This window comes from Anaerotruncus massiliensis (ex Togo et al. 2026) (assembly GCF_030825285.1).
GTDB lineage: Bacteria > Bacillota > Clostridia > Oscillospirales > Ruminococcaceae > Anaerotruncus > Anaerotruncus massiliensis.
On sequence record NZ_JAPJQF010000049.1, the window covers coordinates 1 to 20,259 of the forward strand.

Here is a 20,259-nt window from a genome sequence, read left to right on the forward strand (position 1 = left end):
CCCTCGTCCGAAGCCCCCGCCGAGGCCGCTCCCTCTGAGGACGCCGCCGAGCCCGCCGCCGAACTGGCCGTCCTCAAGGTCGGCGCTTCCCCGGCGCCCCACGCCGAGATCCTCGAGCAGGTGAAGCCGGCCCTCGCCGAGCAGGGCATCGACCTGCAGATCGTCGAGTTCACCGACTACGTCATGCCCAACAAGGCGCTCGACGCGGGCGACATCGACGCGAACTACTTCCAGCACTTCCCCTACCTTGAAAACTTCGACGCCGAAAACGGCACCGACCTCGTCTCCGCCGCGGCGATCCACTTTGAGCCGCTCGGCGTCTACCCCGGCAAGACCGCGTCCCTCGACGCGCTGGCCGACGGCGCGACGGTCGCCGTCCCGAACGACCCCACCAACGAGGCGCGCGCGCTGCTGCTGCTCGAGAAGCTCGGCTACATCAAGCTGACCGAGGGCGCCGGCCTTGAGGCCACCCCGCTCGACATCATCGAGAACACCAAGAACCTCAAGTTCCAGGAGCTCGAGGCCGCCCAGCTTCCGAACGTGCTGCCCGACGTCGACCTCGCGGTCATCAACGGCAACTACGCGGTGGGCGCCGGCATCGCCGACTCGGTGCTGACCACCGAGGACAAGGATTCCGAGGCCGCGCAGGAGTTCGCGAACATCATCGCCGTGCGCAACGGCGACGAAAGCCGCGACGACATCAAAAAGCTGGTCGCCGCCCTTGAGAGCGACGAGGTCGCCGCCTTCATCACCGAGAAGTACAGCGGCACCGTCATCCCCGTGTTCTAAGAAACCCCACAGAAAAGCCGCCCGGCGGGAAATCCCGCCGGGCGGCTCTTTTTTTGTCACGGCCCGTTCGGATCGGAGGACCAGTCGGCAAGCTCCTCCCCGCCACGGAACCAGCGGCGGGACCCGTCCGCCTTGACAAGGCGGACCCCCTCGTCGGGGTAGTCGCAGACGTCCGAATCCTCCACCGTGCCGACGTCGAGAATTTCAAGCTCCTCCGTCCCGGAGTTGTAGAACGCGTGGGCCAGCCCCATCCCCGCGGGCTTCGCAAAAAAGTCTCCCGCCTCGACCGGGACCGTCTCCCCGCCGAGCCGCAGCGTTCCGCTGCCGCGCAGCAGGAGGAAGAATTCCTCCTGCCGGGAATGGCTGTGGTACTTGGTGCTCCACCGGCCCGGCGGTACCCGGTCGACGTTGACGTAGAGCCTCCGGCCGCCCCCGGCCGCGCCGAGCAGCAGCGTGCGCAGCTCCCCCGCGCTGCGCAAAACGAATTCTTCCCCAAGATGGTTTACGTTTTGTAGCTGCATTTCTGTTCCCTTCCTCACTCCTCAGGCGCCGGGTGGTGCCGGTTGGAGAGATACTCCCAGCCGCCGTCCGCGCGGTCGCGGACGGTCAGCTCGCAGCGTTCCCCCGTCTCATAAAAGCCCATGCCGACAAAGTCGACCGCGAGCGTAAAGCTCCCGTCCGGGTTGTCGGTTTTGGAAACCACCTCCGGCACGCGGAAGTCGGTGCCGCCCCAGAAGCCCTGCCACGCGTACACCTGCCGCTGCGGGTCGTAAGCGGAGAGAAGGTGGAGCTGCTCCGCCGTCACGGGGAAATGGGCGGTCAGCGTTCCGTCCACCTCCTCCGCCGGCACCGCGTAGGGGTACTCGGTCCCCGGCGTGTAGGGCTCGGGATAGGCGTCCATGATCGTCCTGCCCGTCCGCGCCGTCAAAAGGCCCTCAAAGGTCCACTCCCAGTGGATCGGCGACAGGTCGGTCTCATCCCAGTCGGCGGAGGTCACCCCGAACCGGGTGTGGCACACCGGCAGGACGTATTTCCGGGCGAGCGCGCGGTTCTCCTCCCCGAGCGGCAACACCCGGAAGCCCATCTGCGCATCGGGGTATTCCTCGAGCCTGTAGACGAGGTGCCCGCCCGGCTGGAGCTCGAACTGGTCGAGCGCCCGCGCGGGCTCGGAGGTGATCGGGGCGTCCGTCCCCATGCCGTATTCCCAGTAGGAGGACGTGAGGGTCACGGCCCCGCCCTCGCTGCGGAAGGTCTCCGCGTTCAGCATGGAGCCGATGAGCCGGTAGATGGTGAGCGTCCCGTCCCGCCCGGCTTCGGCGGCCTCGCAGAAGGAGACGGCCAGCTCCCCGTTTTCCATGTCGAAATCCTCGTATACCACCGGCACGCCGAGCGCCGCCGCCGCGTCCACCATCCCGCGGTACTGCCCGCCGGTCGGCTCGGCGTAGCCGTTGGGCGACTCCACCTGCGCCGCGATCGGCCGGAGCGCGTCCCGCACCGCCCCGATCTCCGCCAAAAGCGCTTCCGCCGGCCCGTCGGACGGTTCCGCGGGTTCCCCGCGCTCGGCGGGCTCCTCCGAAGCCGCCTCGCCGGATCCCGCGCCGGGCGCCGGCTCCGTCTCCCGCGCCTCCCGGCCCGCGCAGCCCGCAAGCAGCGCCGCGCAGGCGAGCAGCCCGCACAGCAGCGCCAAAAATTTACGTTTCATCAGGCGTCCCCCCTCTGTCTCTGATTCTACCACAACGGCGGCCGCATTGCCACCGCCCCGCCTGTCCCGCGGCGTCCGGGCGGTCAGGCGTCCTTCCCGAGCAGGGAAACGAAATAGAGCCTCTCGTTGCGGAGATTGCCGTCGTAGGGCTCCCGCTTCACGCGGACCCGGTATACGGGCAGCAGCCCGCGGCAGGCCTCCCTCGCCTCCTCCTCGGTCAGCTCGACGAGTTTTTCCCCATCGTCATAGACATAGTCCGCCGCCCCCATCGTGTCCCAGTGCAGGAAAACGACGTCGGCCTCGTAGAACCCCTCCCCGGCCTCATACGCCGTCACCACCGGGGTCGCCCCCGTCTTGACGAGGCCGCCCTCCAGCGTCGCCACGCCGAAATAGGGATGGAAGGGGTATCTCCCCGTGTCGCCCAGGTTTTCAAAATCGATCTCGCAATCCCAGCCGAAGAGGAGCTTGGCGGTCTGCGTGATGCGCTCCTTGGAAAAGCGGGTGGAGCCGCCCGGGATCATCTCGAGAAACGGCGCGAATGCAAACGGGTAGATGTCCGGCGCGTTGGACACCGCCGCCCGGTAGACCACCTCGTCCGTCAGCCCGGGGATTCCCTTCTCCGGGTCCCGCTGTTCCCGCAGCACGATCTCCAAATAATTTTCGAGCCGCCCGGCCGTCTCGTCGATCCCCAGAAAGCCCCGGTCCCCCTCGGTCCAGTAATAGCTTTTGAGGCTCTGGGCCAGCCCGGCCGGGTCCAACGCGTCGTTGGTCTCCCGGACGAGGGCGAAGTCCTCCCGCGTATAGGTCACGGGCAGGCCCCGCGCGTTCAAAACGGTCTCCTCCGTCCCAGGGTAACGGAACGCGTAGGGCGCGCCCGTCAGCTGTTGGACCTGCGCGGCCAGCTCCGCCACACGCCGCCGGCAGAGCTCCGCCTCGTAGCCGGCGGCCGCCGCGGATTCGCCGGGTTCTCGCTGCGGGTCGTACGCCGCGGCGTAGACCTCCACTGCCCCGGGCAGGTAGGCTTCAAACCCATACTGCGCCTCCATCAGCGCCCCGGCCCGGTCGTCCGGCAGCAGCTCCCGCAGGGTTCGGTAGGCGTGGACCATCTCGCCGCGCCACGCGTCCGCCAGCCGGAGCCGCGCCGCGAGGAGTTCCGGTCCGTTATCCCCGTCCGCCCGGGGGACCGGGATCGCCGCGTCGATCGGGTTGTCCGCGGGAATCTCCCACGGGTCCGCCGCCACGCCTTCCCCGGCGGCCGGGACGGTTTCAGCCGGAGCGGGCGCGCAGCAGGCGAGCGCCAGCAGGCAGGCGATCAGGATTCCGATCCGTTTCATGTTCGTCCCTCCCATCCATCCGCGTGGATCCTCCGCCTCTATTCTATCTCCCTTCGGCAAAGAGCGCAACCCGTTTTCCGGCGCCGCGCGGGTCCGGGACAAAAGCCGCAAAAAGGCGCGCCGCAAAATTTGCGGCGCGCCTTTGTCAGCCCTTGTCCTTGGGCTTGAAGATCAGTGCGACGATGAGCGAGAAGAAGAGCGCGGCGGTGATGCCCGCGGCGGCCGAGGTGAGGCCGCCGGTCAGCACGCCGAGCAGCCCGTCGGCCTGGATGGCCTTTTTGACGCCCTTGGCGAGCAGGCTTCCGAAGCCGAGCAGCGGCACCGAGGCGCCCGCGCCCGCGAACTCGATCAGCTTGGGATAGAGTCCGATTCCGCCGAGCACCACGCCCGCGACCACATATCCGGTGAGGATGCGCGCGGGGGTCAGCTTGGTGTAATCGATGAAGATCTGGCCGATGGCGCAGAGGACGCCGCCCACCAGAAACGCCTTGAGCAGGGTCATAAACAGTTCCATTACACGCGCCCTCCCGTCTTTTTGGAGGAGAGGTAGACGAGGTGCGCGATCGACGCGATGCTCTCCCCCTGCTGCACGACGGTGGGGCTCATGAGCGCGCCCGTCGCGACGAACAGGATCTCGTTCAGGGTTCCCCTGCGGATGAGCGGCAGGATGTGTCCGCACATGACCGAGGCGCTGCATCCGCAGCCGCTCGCGCCCGCGTGCACGTCCTGCTTTTCGAGGTCGTAGAGCATCAGGCCGCAGTCGGTGTGGTGGTGCTCGAGGTCGTAGCCGTCCTTGAGCGTCAGCTCGCGCAGCAGGTCGGTGCCCACCTTGCCGAGGTCCCCCGTGATGATCAGGTCGTAGTTGGAGGGGTTGGTCCCCGTGTCCTCAAAGAAGTGCTTGAGGGTCATGGCGGCGGCGGGAGCCATGGCCGCGCCCATGTTGTTCGCGTCGGTGATGCCGAGGTCCTCGATCGTGCCGATCGTCACGGCCCGGACGAACGGCCCGACCTCGCCCTTTTCCAGGACGGCGGCGCCGGCGGCGGTCGCCGTCCACTGGGCGGTGGGGGTGCGCTGGCCGCCGTATTCGAGCGGCAGGCGGAACTGCCGTTCCGCCGAGCAGAAGTGGGACGAGGTGCAGGCGACCGCCCGCGTGACCGCGCCCGCCTCGAGGAAGACGGAGGAGACGGCGAGGCTTTCGGCCATCGTCGAGCAGGCGCCGAACAGTCCGATGAAGGGCATGCCCAGCGCGCGGATGCCGTAGGTGGAGCCGACGCACTGATTGAGCAGGTCGCCTGCGAAGATGCAGTCGATGTCCGCCGAGGAGAGCTGCGCCTTTTCAAGCGCCTTGTTGATCGCCGTCTCCTGCATGCGGCTCTCCGCCTTTTCCCACGTCTTCTCCCCGAAATAGCTGTCCTCGTTGATCACGTCGAACGCCTGCGCGAGCGGGCCCTCGGACTCCTTCTTGGAGCCGACGGCCGCCGACTCCCGCACGCCCGGCGGATCGTCGAAGACCACCGTGTATTTTCCCTTGCGTTTAGCCATGTGACACCCTCCTAATATAACCTGAACAGGTAGATGATCAGGCCGTAGACGACGCTTGCCGCGGTGCCGTAGACGATGACCGGGCCCGCGATGATGAACATCTTGGCGCCCAGCCCCAGCACGAGGCCTTCGCTTTTGAATTCGAGCGCCGGCGAGGCGACCGCGTTCGCAAAGCCGGTGATCGGCACGAGGGTGCCCGCGCCGGCATATTTGGCGATGTTGTCATATACGCCGAAGCCGGAGAGCAGCACCGCCAAAAACACCAGCGTCACCGACGCGGCGGTCGAGGCGACCTCCTGCTCCAGCCCCGCGTATTGGTAGAGCTCGATGCAGACCTGCCCCAGCGTGCAGATCAGCCCGCCGATTAAAAACGCCAGGAGGCAGTTTTTGGGAAAGGGCGAGCCGGGGGAAGCCTTTTTCGCCATCCTGCCGTATTCTTCGGGCGTCATTTTCATGAAAAAATCCCTCATTTCACAAAGAATCTCGCAGTTAGCTTTTGCACCAAACAAAATTTTATGCGGCAATTGCATTTCCGCGCGAAATTTGCTATACTAACCAGTGGTCTAACAGAATCCTTTTTCTGGAAAATATTAGGATGGGGGCTTTTCGATGCCAGCTAGAGTGGTTGTCGGCGTCCAGTGGGGCGACGAGGGCAAGGGAAAAATCATCGATATTCTCGCCTCGCGCGCCGATGTCGTGGTGCGCTCGCAGGGGGGCAACAACGCCGGGCACACGGTGGAGAACGGCGGCGAGGTCTATAAATTGCAGCTCATCCCCTCGGGCATCCTCTATCCGGATACCCTCTGCCTGCTGGGCAGCGGCGTGGTCATCAACCCCAAGGGCATCCTCGGGGAGATCGACGGGCTGGAGGCGCGCGGCGTCTCCTGCAAAAACCTGCGCATCGACCCGCGCGCCCACGTCATCATGCCCTGGCACCTGCTGCTCGACGGACTGAGCGAAAAAATGCGCGGCAGCGCGATGATCGGCACCACCAACAAGGGCATCGGCCCCTGCTATATGGACAAGGCGGAGCGTTCGGGAATCCGCATCTACGACCTCGTGCACCCGGAGGTGTTCGCGGAAAAGGCGCGGCTCGCGGGCGAAATCAAAAACCGCCTGCTCACCGACTTCTACCGCGCCGAACCGCTCGACCTCGACGCGGTCATCGAGGAGTATACCGCTTACGGCGACCGCCTGCGGCAGTATGTCGCGGACGTGTCGGTGCTCGCCTACAACGCGGTCCGGGAAAACAAGGAGGTGCTCTTCGAGGGCGCGCAGGGCACCCTGCTCGACATCGATTTCGGCACCTACCCCTTTGTCACCAGCTCCCACCCCGTCTCGGGGGGCGTCTGCGTCGGCAGCGGCGTCGGCCCCACCCTCATCGACGAGGTCGTCGGCGCGGCCAAGGCGTACACCACCCGCGTGGGCGCGGGTCCCTTCCCCACCGAGCTGCTCGACGCGACCGGCGACGAGCTGCGCAACCGCGGGCATGAGTTCGGCACCGTCACCGGACGGCCCCGCCGCTGCGGCTGGTTCGACGCGGTCATCATGCGCCATTCGGTCCGCGTCAACGGCCTGACCGCGCTCGCCATCAATAAGATCGACACCCTCTCGGGCATGGGGCCGCTCAAGGTCTGCACCGCCTACAGGAAGGCGGACGGCACCGTCATCCGCGACTTCCCGCCCACGATCGACGAGCTCGCCGAGTGCCTGCCCGTCTACGAGGAGCTCGAGGGCTTCGACGGCGACCTCTCCGGCTGCCGCTCCTTCGACGAGCTGCCCGCCTCCTGCAAGCGCTACATCGCCGAGCTCGAGCGCCTGTGCGAATGCCCCATCAAAATGGTGGGCGTCGGCCCCGCCCGCTCACAGAACCTCGAGAGGGCGTAAAAAAAGAAAGGCCGCCCGCAAGGGCGGCTTTTCCTTTTCCCGCTTTCTTGAAAGAAAGCGGACAAAGAACTTTTGGTTCAGGCCCTCCGCGGATTCTTCCCGCGGCCGCGTCCCGTGGCCCCGCCTCACGGGAGGCGCCTTCGCCGATGGGCGGCGTTTTGCCTGCGTCAAACGTTTTGCGCCGCTTTTTCAAAAGCGGCAAAAAAGAAAGCCGCCCTTGCGGGCGGCCTTTTCTTTTCCGTCTCCCCGAACTCAAACGCCCCAAATCTCCCGCGCGTATTCGCGGATGGTGCGGTCGGAGGAGAATTTGCCGGCGTTGGCGGTGTTGAGGAGGCATTTGCGGGCGAAGGAAGCGCGGTCGCGGTAGGCGCGGTTGACGCGCAGCTTGGCGTCGCAGTAGCTCTCGAAGTCGAGCAGCAGGTAATACTGGTCGGGGCGGTGCCAGCTCGCGCCGGTCATGAGCGAGTCGTAGAGCTCGCGGAACATGCCGGTGCCGCCGTCCGAGAAGGTACCGTCCACGAGGGTGTCCACCACCCGCCTGACGCGGGGGTTGTCGCGGCAGAGCGCCTTCGGGTCGTAGGTGGACGCGGCGGAAGCGATCTCATCGACGGTCGCGCCGAAGATGAAGTTGTTTTCCGCGCCCGCCTGCTCGACGATCTCGATGTTCGCGCCGTCGAGGGTGCCGAGGGTGACGGCGCCGTTCAGCATGAACTTCATGTTGCTGGTGCCGCTCGCCTCGGTGCCGGCGGTGGAGATCTGCTCGGAGACGTCGGCGGCGGGGATGAGCTTTTCGGCGTAGGAGACATCGTAGTTCTGCACAAAGACCACCTGCATGCGGCCCTTCATGTCCGGGTCGCCGTTCACCCGCTTCGCGATCTCGTTCAGATACTTGATGATCCCCTTGGCGCGGTAGTAGCCGGGCGCGGCCTTCGCGCCGAAGAGGAAGACGGTCGGATAGAAATCGGTGAGCCGCCCGTCCTTGAGGGCGAAGTAGATGTCCAGGATGGAGAACGCGTTGAGGAGCTGGCGCTTATACTCGTGCAGCCGCTTGACCTGGATGTCGAAGAGGAAATCCGGGTTCAGCTCCACCCCCTCGCGCGCCTTCACATATGCGGCGAGCTGGCATTTTTTCTCCCGCTTGATCGCGAGGAACCGCTCGCGGGCGCGCTCGTCGTCCGCATAGGGCGCGAGCTTTTTGAGCTCGTCGAGCTCGGTGATCCAGCCGTCCCCGATCCGCTCGGTGATGAATCCGGACAGCTCGGGATTGCAGAGCGCGAGCCAGCGGCGCTGGGTGATGCCGTTCGTCTTGTTGTTGAACCGCTCGGGCCAGACGGCGTACCACTCCCGAAGCGCCGTCTCCTTCAGAATCTCGGTGTGGATGCGCGCAACGCCGTTGGTCGAATGGGCGGCGAAGATCGCCATGCGGGCCATGTGGATCCGGCCGTCGTCGACGAGGTAGTAGGGGATCTGGTCCGCGCCGTTGATCCCCTTGTTGTGGAGGGCCTGCTTGAGGCCGTTTTGCAGCATGACGACATAGGGGTAGACCTCGGGGATGACCGAGAGGAAGAGCCCCACGTCCCATTTTTCGAGCGCCTCGGCCATGATCGTGTGGTTGGTGTAGGCGAAGACCCGCTGCGCGATGGAGAACGCCTCGTCGTAGCAGAGGCCGTGCTCCTCCATCAGCAGGCGGAGCAGCTCGGGGATCGACACGGTGGGGTGGGTGTCGTTGAGCTGGACGGCGTATTCGTCCGCGAAGGCGGAGAAATCCTCCCCGTGCCGCCCGAGATACTCCCGCAGGATGCTCTGGAGCGACGCGGAGGAGAAGAAATACTGCTGCTTCAAGCGCAGGCACTTACCCGCGTCGGTGTCGTCGTTGGGGTAGAGGACGTAGGAGATCTCCTCGGCGCGGTTCTTTTCGGCGACCGCGCGGTCGTACTCCTGGCGGTTGAAGAGGTCGAAATCGAAGGCGGAGAGGGGTTCCGACTGCCAGAGGCGCAGGGTGTTGATCGTCTTTCCGCCGTAGCCGATCACCGGCATGTCGTAGGGCACGGCGCGCACCGTCTGGTCGGCGAAGCGCACCTCGACCGCGTCCTCCTCCCGGCGCACGCTCCACGGATCGCCGAAGCGCAGCCAGTCGTCGGCGCGCTCCCGCTGGAAGCCGTCCTCGAAATACTGGCGGAAGAGCCCGTAGCGGTAGCGGATGCCGTAGCCGTCGAGCGGGATGCCGTGGGTCGCGGCGGAATCGAGGAAACAGGCCGCGAGCCTGCCCAGTCCGCCGTTGCCGAGCGCGTCGTCCTCGATCTGCTCGAAGTCGGCCACGCTCCTGCCGTGCGCCTTCAGGCAGCGGTCCGCTTCCTCGAGCAGGCCGAGGTTCATGAGGTTGCTGTTCACCAGCCGCCCCATCAGAAACTCGGCCGAAAAATAGCAGGCGCGCTTTTTGCCCGCGGGCTTTTTCCAGCCGTCGCGCAGGGAATCCATCGCGGCCTGCGACACCGCCGTGTAAAGCTGCTTCGCGTCCGCCCCGTCCGGCGTCACGCCGAAGTCGAGCCGCAGAAGCTCGCCGATCTTTTCTTCAAAACGGTCCATACGGTTCCTCCTGTTATCGCCCGTAGAGCTCGGCGAGCTCCCGGAGTTTGCGCGCGGTCCCGGACGTGAGCTGTCCCTCGGCGAGCCGCCAGCGCCAGTTTTCCCCGATCGTCGAGGGGGTGTTCATGCGGGCCTCGTTGCCGAGCCCGAGCAGGTCCTGCATCTGGAAGACGGCGGTGTCCGCGCTGCTCGCGTAGCCCGCGCGGATGAGCGCCCACGGGATCTCCCGGCTGGTGCGCACGCCCAGGTAGGCGCGCGCGAACCGCAGCACCCTGCACGGCTGGTGGGCAAAAAAGCCCGCCAGCGTCTCGTTGTCGTGGGTGCCACCGTAGACGACGACGTTTTTGTCGTAATGGCAGGGGAGGTATTCGTTGTCCGGGCCGGAATCGAACCCGAACTGCATGAGCTTCATGCCGGGGTAGCCGCTCCGTTTGAGCATGCGGCCGACCTCGGGGATGACGATGCCCAGGTCCTCGGCGATGACCCGCTTGCCCCCCATGACGCTGGAGATTGCCGCGATAAGCCCCTCGCCCGGTCCGTCGACCCACACGCCGTTTTTGGCGGTGTCGTCCCCGGCGGGGATCGAATAGTAGTGGGCGATGCCCACGAAGTGGTCGATGCGCACGACGTCGTAGAGCTCGGAGGAGAACTTCATCCGCAGCTTCCACCAGGCGTAGTCCTCCCGCGCCATCCGCTCCCAGTCGTAGAGCGGGTTGCCCCACAGCTGGCCGTCGGAGGAAAACATGTCGGGCGGCACTCCCGCCACCCTGCTGGGGCGGCGCTGCCCGTCGAGCTGGAACTGCTCGGGATGCGCCCACACGTCGGCGCTGTCGAGCGCGACATAGATGGGAATGTCTCCGATGATCTCGACGCCGAGCCCGTTGGCGTAGGATTTGAGCGCCCGCCACTGCTCGAAGAACTTGAACTGGCAGAACTTCCAGAAGTCGATTTCCTCCGCGAGCTCCCGCGCGCAGCGCGCGAGGGCCTCCGGCTCCCGCATGCGGATGTCCTCCGGCCACCGGAGCCACTCGTGCCCGCCGAAGTGCATCTTGACCGCCATATAGAGGCTGTAGTCCTCCAGCCAGACGGCGTTTTCCGCGCAGAACGCCCGGTAGGCGGGGGTATCCGCGTGGCGGCTGCGCCGGAAGGCGGCGTGCAGCACGGTGAAGCGGTGCCTGTAGATCCTGGCGTAGTCGACCGCGGCGGGGTCGTCCCCCCAGCCGCAGGCGGAGATCTCCGCCCCGGTCAGCAGCCCCTCCCGCTCGAGCAGGTCGAGGTCGATGAAATAGGGGTTGCCCGCGAAGGCGGAAAAGCTCTGGTAGGGGCTGTCGCCATAGCTGGTCGGCCCGAGCGGCAGCACCTGCCAGTAGCGCTGGCCGGCGTCGCGCAGAAAGTCGACGAACGCGTAGGCCGCGCGGCCGAAGGTGCCGATCCCGTATGGGGAGGGCAGGCTCGTCACCGGCAGCAGGACGCCCGCGCCGCGGCGCATGGGCTTTTGTTTTCGGATGTTCAATCGTTCCGCCTCCGTTTGGTGGATTGCTTTCGCCCGGTCAGAGCGTCCGGACGCTCTCCCCCTCGATGAGCTCGAAGGGGGCGGTCTCGTGGACGGCGTCGCCGCCGTTCTCGATGCTGTTGATGAGGATCTCCACGCCGCGCACCGCCAGCCGCTCCTGCGACTGCTTGACGGTGGCGAGCTTGGGATTGTAGTATTCCGCTAGCTCCACGCCGTCGAACCCGACGACCGAAAGGTCGCGCGGGACCTCGAGCCCCCGGTCGCGGAGGGCGCGGACGGCGCCCACGGCCATCACGTCGCTCATCGCGAAGACGGCGGTGAGCCCGGGCGCCCGGTCGAGCAGCCGGCCCATCGCGCGGTAGGCGCTCGCGTAGGCGAAGCGCGCCTTCTCGTACTGCTTTTCCGGCTCGAAGGAGACCCCGCGCGCCGCGAAGCTGCGCAGGCACCCCTCGAGGCGGAGCTGGCTCGTATAGGAGCGCCCGACGTCTCCGCCGATCACGCCGATCTTCGTGTGCCCGCGGTCGATCAGGTAATCGACCGCGCGGCCCGCCGCGGCCGCGTCGTCGGTCGACACGCTCGACAGGTTCGGAAAGCCGAGCGCCCCGCCCGGGTTGGTGACGAGCACGCTGGGGACGCGGATGCGGCTGAAGTTCTCGCGGAAATAGGAGAGGTTCCCGCCGAGGAAAAGGAGACCCAGTGGCTTCTGCTCCCGGCAGAGGAGCAGCGCGTGGCGCACCTCGTCCGAATCCTCGTCGAGGTAGTAGACCACGTCGGTGTAACCCGCGGATTTGATGAGGTCCTGCATCCGCTCGACGATAGGGGCGAAGAGCATGTTGGAGGTGCCCTTCACGACGATCGCGATGCTCTTGGTGGCCGTCTGCTTGAGGTGCTTGGCGTTGTTGTTGGGGATAAAGCCATGCGCGTCGATGACCGCCTGGATGCGCGCCTTGGTTTCGGCGCTGACGTCGGGGTGGTCGTTGAGCGCGCGGGAGACGGTGCTCACCGCGTACCCCGATTCCCTGGCAATGTCCTTGATCGTCACGTCGCCGGCCTCCCTTCACACGTCGTTTCGCTGGTTTCTATTCTACCCCTTTACCGCGCCCGCGACAACGCCCTTGATGATATATTTTTGGCAGATGAGATAGAAGATGATGATCGGGATGATCGACAGCACGAGCACTGCCATCAGCGCGCCCATGTCGCGGGAGCCGTAGCCGCCCTGCAGATACTGGACCGCGATGGGGATGGTGCGGTATTTGTTGCCGATGACGAGGTAGGGCAGCAGGTAGTCGTTCCAAATCCACATGGCGTTGAGGATCGCGACGGTGATCGCGGTGGGCCGGAGAATGGGGAAGACCACGAGGAAGAAGGTCTGGATGGGGTTGCAGCCGTCGATCATCGCGGCCTCCTCGATTTCGAGCGGGATCGATTTGACGAAGCCGCTGAACATGAAGACCGAAAGCCCCGCGCCGAAGCCGAGGTAGATGACGATGATGCCCACGGGGTTATCGAGGTGGAGCATGTTGGCGACCTTGGACATCGGGAACATGACCATCTGGAAGGGGACGATCATGCTGAAGACGAAGAGGTAATAGAGCGCGCCGGAAAACTTCCCCTTCGAGCGGATGATGTACCAGGCGGTCATCGCGGTGAAGAGGATGATCGCCCCCACCGAAAAGACGGTAATGAAGAGGGAGTAGCCGAACGCCGAGAGGAAGCCCGCCTTCTCGATGCCGCTCAGGTAGTTTTTGAATCCCACAAATGTGGCGGGGCCGTCGGCGGTCTCGGTGAGGGTCGGGAGCTTGAAGGGCGCGTCGGAGATGAAGAACTGCCCCTTGAAGGAGTTCATCAGCACGACCAGGATGGGCGCGAGCACCAGCAGCGCGAGAATGAGCAGCAGGATGAAGATGGCCGCGTTTGCGAACCTGCGTTTGACTGCCATCAGTTCTCGACCTCCTTCCGGCGGGTGAGCATGAGCTGGGTAAAGGCGATCACGCCGACGACGATGAAGAAGACGGTCGCCTTGGCCTGGCCGACCCCCTCGAAGCCGACGCGCCCGTAGAAGGTGCTATAGATGTCGAGCGCGAGCATCTGGGTCTCCTTGGCCGGCGCGCCGCCGGTGAGGGCGAAGTTCTGGTCAAAGAGCTTGAAGGAGTTGGTGAGTGTGAGGAAGGTGCAGATGGTGATCGAGGGCATCACGTTGGGGATCGTGACGTGGATGAGCGACTGCCAGCCCGACGCGCCGTCGATGGCCGCCGCCTCGGTGAGCTCGCCCGAAATATTCTGGATGCCCGCGATGTAGATGACCATCATATAGCCCACAAGCTGCCAGTTCATCAGCACGACCAGCCCCCAGAAGCCGTATTTGGCCGAGAAGGTGATGTCCACCCCGAAGCGGAGCAGAAAGCCGTTGATGATGATCTGCCAGATATAGCCGAGCACGATGCCGCCGATGAGGTTGGGCATGAAAAAGACGGTGCGGAAGAGGTTGGTGCCCTTCATCGCGCGGGTGAGCAGCATGGCGAGCGCGAAGGAGAGCAGGTTGATGGTGATCACCGAGACGACGGTGAATTTCACGGTGAACCACAGGGCGTTGAGGAAGTCTCTGCTGCCGGTAAACGCCTTGACGTAGTTGGCAAGCCCCACCCACTGGGTGTTGGTCACCGTTGTAAACTCGGTAAACGAGAGGTAGACGCCCATCACGAACGGGATGAGAAACGAGATGGCGAACGCGATGAACGTCGGCAGCGCGAAGAAGGCGAAATACTTTCTCAGCGTTTTTGACATGACATCCCCTCCTGTCGGATAACAAATGCCGTCCCGCACCGCGGGGTGCGGGACGGCGGGAAGATCAGCGGATGGGACAGCGCCCGCTGTTACAGGTTGCTTTCAGCCTTCCACTCGTCGACGACCAGCGTCTTGACGTCGTCCCACGTCTTGGTGCCCTGCGCGTACTGGAGCAGCGCGGCGCCGAAGTCGTCCTTGAAGGTCTGGCTCGGGAAGACGAGGAACGCGCTCCACGGCACGGAGGAGACGCCCTCCTTGCTCATCCAGGCGCTGACTTCCCTGGCGAGCGGGTCGGTCGGGCGCTCATCCTCGGCAAAGGTGTCGAACGGGGCGATGAAGCCGAGCTTGTTGGTGACGAAATCCTTGCCCGTGTCGGAGGAATAGAGCCAGTAGATGAAGTCGGCGGCCAACTTCTGCTTTTCGGCGGGAGCCTGGCTGTTGATCGCAAAGAAGTTTTCGGTGCCGACGCAGATTCCCTGGGACTCCTCGCCGTCCACGCCGATGTAGATCGGCATAAACTTGATGTCCTCCTCCTTGACGGTGTTGCCCTCGACCTCGGCGATCTGGCTCCACGCCCAGTTGCCGTTCTGGACCATCGCGCACTGTCCGAGCGCGAATTCCGCCATCGAGTCGGCGACCTGCTTGCTGCCGAGCAGCTTGGGATCGACGGTCGAGTTGTTCAGATAGAGGTCGAAGATGTTCTTGTAGTTGTCGCTGTACTGGAAGGTGATCTCCTTGGTGGCGTCGGTCGAGAGGTCGACGTTGTTGGCCTCGAACTCATAGTGGACCGGCAGGTTGGCCAGGTGGGTCTGCCAGCGCCAGTCCTCGCCGGGCTTGAGGGAGGTGGAGGCGAAGACGCCCTTGATGCCGAGCTGGTCCTTCTTGGCGGTCATGTCCTCGACGACCTCCTTGAGCTTCTGGAAGCTGCGGATCTCATCCATCGACTTGGCCTTCGCGCCGTCGAGGGCGAAATACTTCTCCATGATCGCGTTGTTGTAGATGATGCCGTAGCCCTCGACCACGTAGGGGATGCCGACGACCTTGTCGCCGTCGGTGATGGCCAGGCCCTTGTCGGTCAGGTGCTGGTAGAGCTCGGTGCCCGAGAGGTCGGCGCAGTAGTCCTTCCAGTTGGCGTAGCCCTTGGGGCCGTTGATCTGGAAGAGGACGGGGGCGTCCGCCTTGGCGATCTCGGATTTGAGGGTCTGCTCGTAGGTGCCCGACGCGGCGGTCACGACGTGCAGCTTGACGCCCGTCTCCGCCTCGTAGGCCGCGGCGATCTCGTCATAGACCGGGGCGATCTCGGGCTTGAAGTTGAGGTAGTAGAGCTCGCCGCCCGCGGCAGGCTGGGTGGCCTGGTCGCCCGAGGTCGTGCCGCTGGGGTCGGCCGCGGGGGTGCTCGGCGTGCCGGTGCCGCCGGTGGAGCCGCAGGCCGCCAGCGTGGCGAGCATCGCAATCGCAAGGATCAGTGCCAATAATTTTTTCATTCTGGTTTCCTCCTGTTATCGGTTGTGTGTACGGATCAAACCATAGGCTGCAAATGTTGGCTGAAACGTTTCCGGTAACGCTACCGGAAACGTTTCCAGTTGACGCTTTCAATATATCCTCTCTGGAAAAAAAGTGCAAGAGCATTTGATGAAAAATAGCAGGATACCTAAACATATCCGGCCCCTTTTAGGTGACGTGCACAATTTCCCCGCCGGCCGCGCGCGTCAGCGCGGCGCCTGTGGATTATTTTACGCCATGCCGAAGGAATTATTGATCGAAAAGCAAATTTTCATGCAGCCTGCCCCGGAAAAACGCGGCTTTTTCGCCGCGCGCCCGCGTTCTTTTACAAAATACAGCCGCATATAGATTAGTAGACAGAACGCAGGGGAGGTTTCGCTTTGAAAGGTTTGCCGGAGGAGCGCGCGATCACGTTCGCCCACTATATCATTGACAACAATACCACCGTACGGGCTACCGCCAAGGAATTTCATATATCGAAATCGACGGTACATAAGGACGTAACCGACCGGCTCAAAAAGATCAACCCGCTGGTATACGCGCAGGTCAAGGAGGTGCTCGACCGCAACAAGTCGGAGCGCCACATCCGCGGCGGCATCGCCACCCGGGAGAAATACGCGCGCCTCAAAACCCACGCCTGATCAAACGCAAACGAAAGGCCCGCCGCGGATGCAGCTGCATCCGCGGCGGGCCGTGTTCTTTTTTCAGAGCAGTTTCACGTAGAACCGCCGGGTGCGCGGGCCGTCGAACTCGCAGAAGTAGACCGCCTGCCACACGCCGAGCACCGGCCGCCCGTTTTCGACCGGGAGCAGCACCCCCGGGCCCACCGCGCTCGCCCTGAGATGGGCGGCGGAGTTGCCCTCCGCGTGGCGAAACTCCGGCCGGTCGGGGTAGGCCCGCTCAAGCCCGAGCAGCATGTCGGACACGACGTCGGGATCGCTGTTCTCGTTGACGGTGATCCCCGCGGTCGTGTGCGGGCAGTAGACGAGGCAGGCCCCGTCGGTGACGCCGCAGGCCTCGACCGCCTCGCACACCCGCGCGGTCACGTTGTAAAAGCCCTGCCGCCCCGTCTGGAGCGTGTATTCACAGAGCATTCGCCCCCGCCTCCCCTCCGCGCAGGTACGCGCCGCCGCTGCCCGGCTTCCAGCTTCCGCCGCCCGCGCCGATCTCGAAATGCAGCTTCGCGATGCCGAGGTCGACCGCCTGGGAGGCGTAGTCGGGGACCGACGCGCTGACCGCGCCGTCCCGCCAGACAAAGCGGACCGGCTGCCGGTTGAGGGCGGAGGGCGCGCGCCGGACGGCGCGCATCCCCGCCGCGAACCAGTCGGGCGGCGTCTCCCCGCCCGCGTCGTAGAGCGCCTCCAGCGGCTTGGTCGAGCGGTGGACCATCCGGTAGATGAACCGCTCCTTCCCGCCAAGCTCCGCGGACACATGCCCGACCGTAATCACGCAGACGAGCTCCTCGTCGGGGAGCAGGCGGCAGGGGCAGGCCGCCCGGTCGAAGGTGCCGCCCACCCAGCAGGTGCCGAGCCCGAGCCTGGTGGCCTCCAGGACGAGCTTCTCCCCCCAGTAGCCCACCTTCTCCCGCAGGCAGAGGTCCGCACGCCTGCCCGCCATCGCGAAATAGCTGTTCACGCCCGAGAACATGCCGTAGCTGCGGCGAAAGCCCCGGAACGCCTCCGCGCCCTCCCGGACAAGCTCGACGCGCAGCCCGGCGCGCCGGTTGTATTCCCCCACCAGCGTGAGCAGCGCGCCCGAGGTAAAGGGCTCCAGCGGCGTCTCCAGATAGCTGCGGCGGGAAATCCGCCGCTCGACGGCCTCCAGGTCGGTCATATCCTCACTCCCCGATGATCTTGATCAGCACCCGCTTGTCGCGTTTGCCGTCGAATTCAAAATAGAAGATCTGTTCCCACGTCCCGAAATCGAGCCTGCCGTCCGTCACGGCCACGACCGTTTCCCGGCCCATGACCGTCCGCTTGAGGTGCGCGTCGGCGTTGTCCTCGCAGCCGTTGTGGCGGTACTGGGCGTAGGGCTTTTCGGGCGCGAGCTTTTCCAGCCACACCTCATAGTCGTGGTGCAGCCCGCTTTCATCGTCGTTGATGAAGACGCTCGCCGTGATGTTCATCGCGTTTGCGAGCAGCAGGCCCTCTTTGATCCCGCTCTCCCGCAGCGCCTCCTCAACCTGCGGCGTGATGTTGACGAGCCCGCGCCGGGCGGGCAGGCGGAAATGCAGCTCCTTGCGGTAGGATTTCATCGGCAGCGCCCCCTTTGCATTTATTATAACACGCGTCCCCGGCCGGTACAACGTCGCATCCGGTCATCTTTTGTTCACAATCCCGGCCACAGTGAGGACACAGTTTGTTCATATTCTTGCGTTATGATGGTCTTTTAAATATGAACGACAGAGGGGGAGTGGGAGTCCGCCATGAAGCAGGATATGGACTACCGATTTGCCAATGAAAACATTCCGAAACTGATCTTATCGCTTTCCGCGCCGGCAATCGCGGCGCAGGTGATCAACGCGCTTTACAACGTGGTCGACCGGATGTACATCGGGCGGATGCCCGGGAACGGCACGGTCGCGCTGACCGGCGTGGGGCTGGCGTTCCCGATCATCATGGTCATTTCGGCGTTCGCGGCGCTGGTCGGGTACGGCGGCGCGCCGCTCGCCTCGATCAAGATGGGCGAGGGCAGGCGCGACAAGGCGGAGGAGCTGATGGGCAACTGCTTTACCATGCTCGTGGGCGTCGCGGTCCTGCTGACCGTGGTGCTGATGATCTTCAAGACGCCGCTCCTGAACCTCTTCGGCGCGAGCCCCGACACGCTGCCCTACGCGGACAGCTACCTGGAGATCTACCTGATCGGCACGATCAGCGTGCAGATCGCGCTGGGGATGAACCAGTTCGTCTCGGCGCAGGGCTTTGCCAAGACCGCCATGCTCACCGTCTGCATCGGCGCGGCGCTCAACATCGTCCTCGACCCCATCTTCATCTTCGCGCTGGATATGGGCGTGCGGGGCGCGGCGCTCGCCACCATCCTCTCCCAGACGGTCTCCGCGGTGTGGGTGCTCCTGTTCATCTCCTCCAAGCGCTCCAACCTGCGTTTGCGGGCGCGCAACTTCCGCGTGAGCCCCAAGGTCGCGGGACCGGTGCTGGCGCTCGGGCTTTCCCCCTTCATCATGCAGAGCACCGAAAGCCTTGTGCAGGTCACCTTCAATTCCTCGCTCCAGAATTACGGCGGCGACGCCTACGTCGGCGCGATGGTCATCATGAGCAGCGTCATGCAGTTCTTTATGATGCCCATCATGGGCCTCGCGCAGGGCTCCCAGCCGATCATCAGCTTTAACTACGGCGCGGGGAACCACGGGCGCGTCAAGCAGGCGATCAAGTACATGACCGCCTTCTGCGTGACCTTCGGGATGCTGCTGTGGATCATTATGGTCTTTTTCCCGCAGCTGCCCATCCGCATCTTTACCGGCGACCCCGCCGTCATCGCCCTCACCTCCCGGCTGATGCGCATCTTCTTCCTCGGCATGGTGGTCTTCGGCTTCCAGATGTCCTTCCAGCAGGTGTTCATCGCGCTCGGCCAGGCGAAGGTCTCCATCTTCATCGCCATGCTGCGCAAGCTGATTCTGCTGATTCCGCTCGTGCTGATCCTGCCGCATTTCATTACCCCGCAGACGACCGGCGTCATCATCGCCGAGCCGATCGCCGACATCACCGCCGCACTCACCTGCTGCGCGCTCTTCGCCTGGAAGTGCCGCCGGCTGCTGAACGGCGCCCCGGAAACTCCTCCGCAGGAGCAGTAAACGCCATCAAAACGGCCCGCCGGTTTCGCATCCGCGAAGCCAGCGGGCTTTGTCATTGCGCCTGAGCGGTGGGAAACGCCGGGGCGCTCACGCGGCCCAGCCATCCTCGAGGTCCCGAAGCGCCTCCTGTTCGGTGTCGGCCGAGAATTGGAACCTTCCAAGCCGGTCGTACACTTCCACGTGCCCCTGCACCCACCTGATCTGATAATCCGCCATTGCCGACACTCCTTTCCGTGTTGTGCGCGGTCCTGTTCCCGTGTTTCGTTCAGTCCTCCCGGACGGCCTGGAGGTAGCGCTTTTCGGTGCGGTAACCCTCCCGGGCGGCCTTCCGGCACTGTCCCATCATATAGCGGTAAAACCCGTAGCTTCCCGCCAGCCAGACGATTGTTCCCAGCATCTTTTTCCCTCCTTCCATCCTTATTATAATAGGGTGAGTGTCCAATATAACGGACAGTTTGAGGGGTTTTCACTCTGCATGCGGCAGAGATTTCCGGGTTACCGCCCGCTGGCGGTTTTGGATTTGCCGCGCTTCGGTTTTCGATTTGCCGCGCTGCACCCGGCGGGGCTTTAGATGCGCTCCTCGCCTGCGGCGAGCGCCGCAGAGCGGCGACGCGCATTCAAAGAGGGCCACAGGCCCCCTTTGGATTCCCCGTAGGGAGTCGCCATGCGACCCGGCCCTGCGGGCCGGAACCCTAAGCGGAGCCGCCTTCGGCGGCAAGAATCACGAGCGCGTTTTGCCGCGCGGCGGTTTTCGATTTTCCGCCCAGCGGTCGGAGGGCCTTTTACGCGCCCCTCTGGGGCGCTTTAG

22 protein-coding genes are annotated in these 20,259 nt (G+C 64.6%); 5 read left to right on the forward strand and 17 right to left on the reverse strand.

Annotated features, from left to right (window positions below; genetic code table 11):
* Positions 1-789 (forward strand): MetQ/NlpA family ABC transporter substrate-binding protein (locus RCI06_RS11800; protein ID WP_306576192.1); only part of this gene is annotated, 789 nt, incomplete at its 5' end.
* Positions 790-845: 56 nt separating this feature from the next.
* On the opposite strand, the gene RCI06_RS11805 is transcribed toward RCI06_RS11800, so the two are convergent.
* The 6 genes from RCI06_RS11805 to spoVAC all read right to left on the reverse strand — a co-directional run bounded on the left by RCI06_RS11805 (position 846) and on the right by spoVAC (position 5,822).
* A complete protein-coding gene (locus tag RCI06_RS11805; RefSeq protein WP_306576193.1) occupies positions 846-1,310 on the reverse strand; it encodes a cupin domain-containing protein in 465 nt (154 codons plus the stop codon).
* A gap of 14 nt (positions 1,311-1,324) precedes the next feature.
* Positions 1,325-2,491, reverse strand: a complete 1,167-nt coding sequence (locus tag RCI06_RS11810) for a DUF6070 family protein (protein WP_306576194.1) — start codon at positions 2,489-2,491, stop codon at positions 1,325-1,327.
* 83 nt (positions 2,492-2,574) lie between these two features.
* Complete coding sequence (locus RCI06_RS11815; RefSeq protein WP_306576195.1) at positions 2,575-3,825, reverse strand: hypothetical protein; 1,251 nt, start codon at positions 3,823-3,825, stop codon at positions 2,575-2,577.
* A gap of 145 nt (positions 3,826-3,970) precedes the next feature.
* On the reverse strand, positions 3,971-4,327 hold the full coding sequence (gene spoVAE, locus RCI06_RS11820) for a stage V sporulation protein AE (RefSeq protein WP_101553288.1): 357 nt from the start codon (positions 4,325-4,327) through the stop codon (positions 3,971-3,973).
* Between the two features lie 11 nt (positions 4,328-4,338).
* Positions 4,339-5,367, reverse strand: a complete 1,029-nt coding sequence (gene spoVAD, locus RCI06_RS11825; RefSeq protein WP_101552823.1) for a stage V sporulation protein AD — start codon at positions 5,365-5,367, stop codon at positions 4,339-4,341.
* Between the two features lie 11 nt (positions 5,368-5,378).
* On the reverse strand, positions 5,379-5,822 hold the full coding sequence (gene spoVAC, locus RCI06_RS11830) for a stage V sporulation protein AC (RefSeq protein WP_101552825.1): 444 nt from the start codon (positions 5,820-5,822) through the stop codon (positions 5,379-5,381).
* A gap of 154 nt (positions 5,823-5,976) precedes the next feature.
* On the opposite strand from spoVAC, the gene RCI06_RS11835 reads away from it, so the two are divergent.
* Entirely contained in the window at positions 5,977-7,254 is a 1,278-nt protein-coding gene (locus RCI06_RS11835) for an adenylosuccinate synthase (RefSeq protein WP_101552826.1), read from the forward strand.
* A 252-nt stretch (positions 7,255-7,506) separates the two neighbouring features.
* Here RCI06_RS11835 and RCI06_RS11840 read toward each other — a convergent pair whose 3' ends face one another.
* From RCI06_RS11840 to RCI06_RS11865, 6 genes are all read right to left on the reverse strand, one after another.
* The gene (locus RCI06_RS11840; protein ID WP_288234766.1) at positions 7,507-9,840 is read right to left on the reverse strand and encodes a glycogen/starch/alpha-glucan phosphorylase; all 2,334 of its coding nucleotides are present in this window, start codon (positions 9,838-9,840) and stop codon (positions 7,507-7,509) included.
* Positions 9,841-9,853: 13 nt separating this feature from the next.
* Positions 9,854-11,329 (reverse strand): 4-alpha-glucanotransferase, encoded by a 1,476-nt coding sequence (gene malQ, locus RCI06_RS11845; RefSeq protein ID WP_288234768.1) that lies wholly within the window; start codon positions 11,327-11,329, stop codon positions 9,854-9,856.
* A 61-nt stretch (positions 11,330-11,390) separates the two neighbouring features.
* On the reverse strand, positions 11,391-12,395 hold the full coding sequence (locus tag RCI06_RS11850; RefSeq protein ID WP_101552831.1) for a LacI family DNA-binding transcriptional regulator: 1,005 nt from the start codon (positions 12,393-12,395) through the stop codon (positions 11,391-11,393).
* Positions 12,396-12,437: 42 nt separating this feature from the next.
* Positions 12,438-13,295, reverse strand: a complete 858-nt coding sequence (locus RCI06_RS11855) for a carbohydrate ABC transporter permease (protein WP_101552834.1) — start codon at positions 13,293-13,295, stop codon at positions 12,438-12,440.
* Positions 13,295-14,140, reverse strand: a complete 846-nt coding sequence (locus RCI06_RS11860; RefSeq protein WP_121586717.1) for a carbohydrate ABC transporter permease — start codon at positions 14,138-14,140, stop codon at positions 13,295-13,297. The genes RCI06_RS11855 and RCI06_RS11860 overlap by 1 nt, the downstream gene beginning before the upstream one ends.
* A gap of 89 nt (positions 14,141-14,229) precedes the next feature.
* Positions 14,230-15,624: an ABC transporter substrate-binding protein gene (locus tag RCI06_RS11865; RefSeq protein WP_276872157.1), complete on the reverse strand. Its 1,395-nt coding sequence runs from the start codon at positions 15,622-15,624 to the stop codon at positions 14,230-14,232.
* 148 nt (positions 15,625-15,772) lie between these two features.
* Between RCI06_RS11865 and RCI06_RS11870 the strand changes: the two genes are divergently transcribed.
* On the forward strand, positions 15,773-15,991 hold the full coding sequence (locus RCI06_RS11870; protein WP_146021732.1) for a hypothetical protein: 219 nt from the start codon (positions 15,773-15,775) through the stop codon (positions 15,989-15,991).
* A 32-nt stretch (positions 15,992-16,023) separates the two neighbouring features.
* Entirely contained in the window at positions 16,024-16,284 is a 261-nt protein-coding gene (locus RCI06_RS11875) for a sporulation transcriptional regulator SpoIIID (RefSeq protein ID WP_101552840.1), read from the forward strand.
* 63 nt (positions 16,285-16,347) lie between these two features.
* Here the strand turns inward: RCI06_RS11875 and RCI06_RS11880 are convergent, their stop codons facing one another.
* Genes RCI06_RS11880 through RCI06_RS11890 form a run of 3 tightly spaced genes read right to left on the reverse strand, consistent with a single transcriptional unit; the run spans position 16,348 to position 17,897 of the window.
* Positions 16,348-16,737, reverse strand: a complete 390-nt coding sequence (locus RCI06_RS11880) for a secondary thiamine-phosphate synthase enzyme YjbQ (protein ID WP_101552842.1) — start codon at positions 16,735-16,737, stop codon at positions 16,348-16,350.
* Positions 16,727-17,476: a nitroreductase family protein gene (locus tag RCI06_RS11885; RefSeq protein WP_306576197.1), complete on the reverse strand. Its 750-nt coding sequence runs from the start codon at positions 17,474-17,476 to the stop codon at positions 16,727-16,729. Before RCI06_RS11885 ends, RCI06_RS11880 begins: the two co-directional genes overlap by 11 nt.
* 4 nt (positions 17,477-17,480) lie before the next feature.
* Positions 17,481-17,897 (reverse strand): secondary thiamine-phosphate synthase enzyme YjbQ, encoded by a 417-nt coding sequence (locus tag RCI06_RS11890; RefSeq protein ID WP_101552846.1) that lies wholly within the window; start codon positions 17,895-17,897, stop codon positions 17,481-17,483.
* Between the two features lie 171 nt (positions 17,898-18,068).
* Between RCI06_RS11890 and RCI06_RS11895 the strand changes: the two genes are divergently transcribed.
* Positions 18,069-19,451, forward strand: coding sequence for an MATE family efflux transporter (locus RCI06_RS11895; protein ID WP_242970879.1), 1,383 nt, complete (start codon positions 18,069-18,071; stop codon positions 19,449-19,451).
* An 87-nt stretch (positions 19,452-19,538) separates the two neighbouring features.
* Here the strand turns inward: RCI06_RS11895 and RCI06_RS11900 are convergent, their stop codons facing one another.
* Entirely contained in the window at positions 19,539-19,667 is a 129-nt protein-coding gene (locus tag RCI06_RS11900; RefSeq protein ID WP_256153210.1) for a hypothetical protein, read from the reverse strand.
* 49 nt (positions 19,668-19,716) lie between these two features.
* Positions 19,717-19,848: a hypothetical protein gene (locus RCI06_RS11905; protein WP_256153209.1), complete on the reverse strand. Its 132-nt coding sequence runs from the start codon at positions 19,846-19,848 to the stop codon at positions 19,717-19,719.
* Positions 19,849-20,259 lie beyond the last annotated feature (411 nt).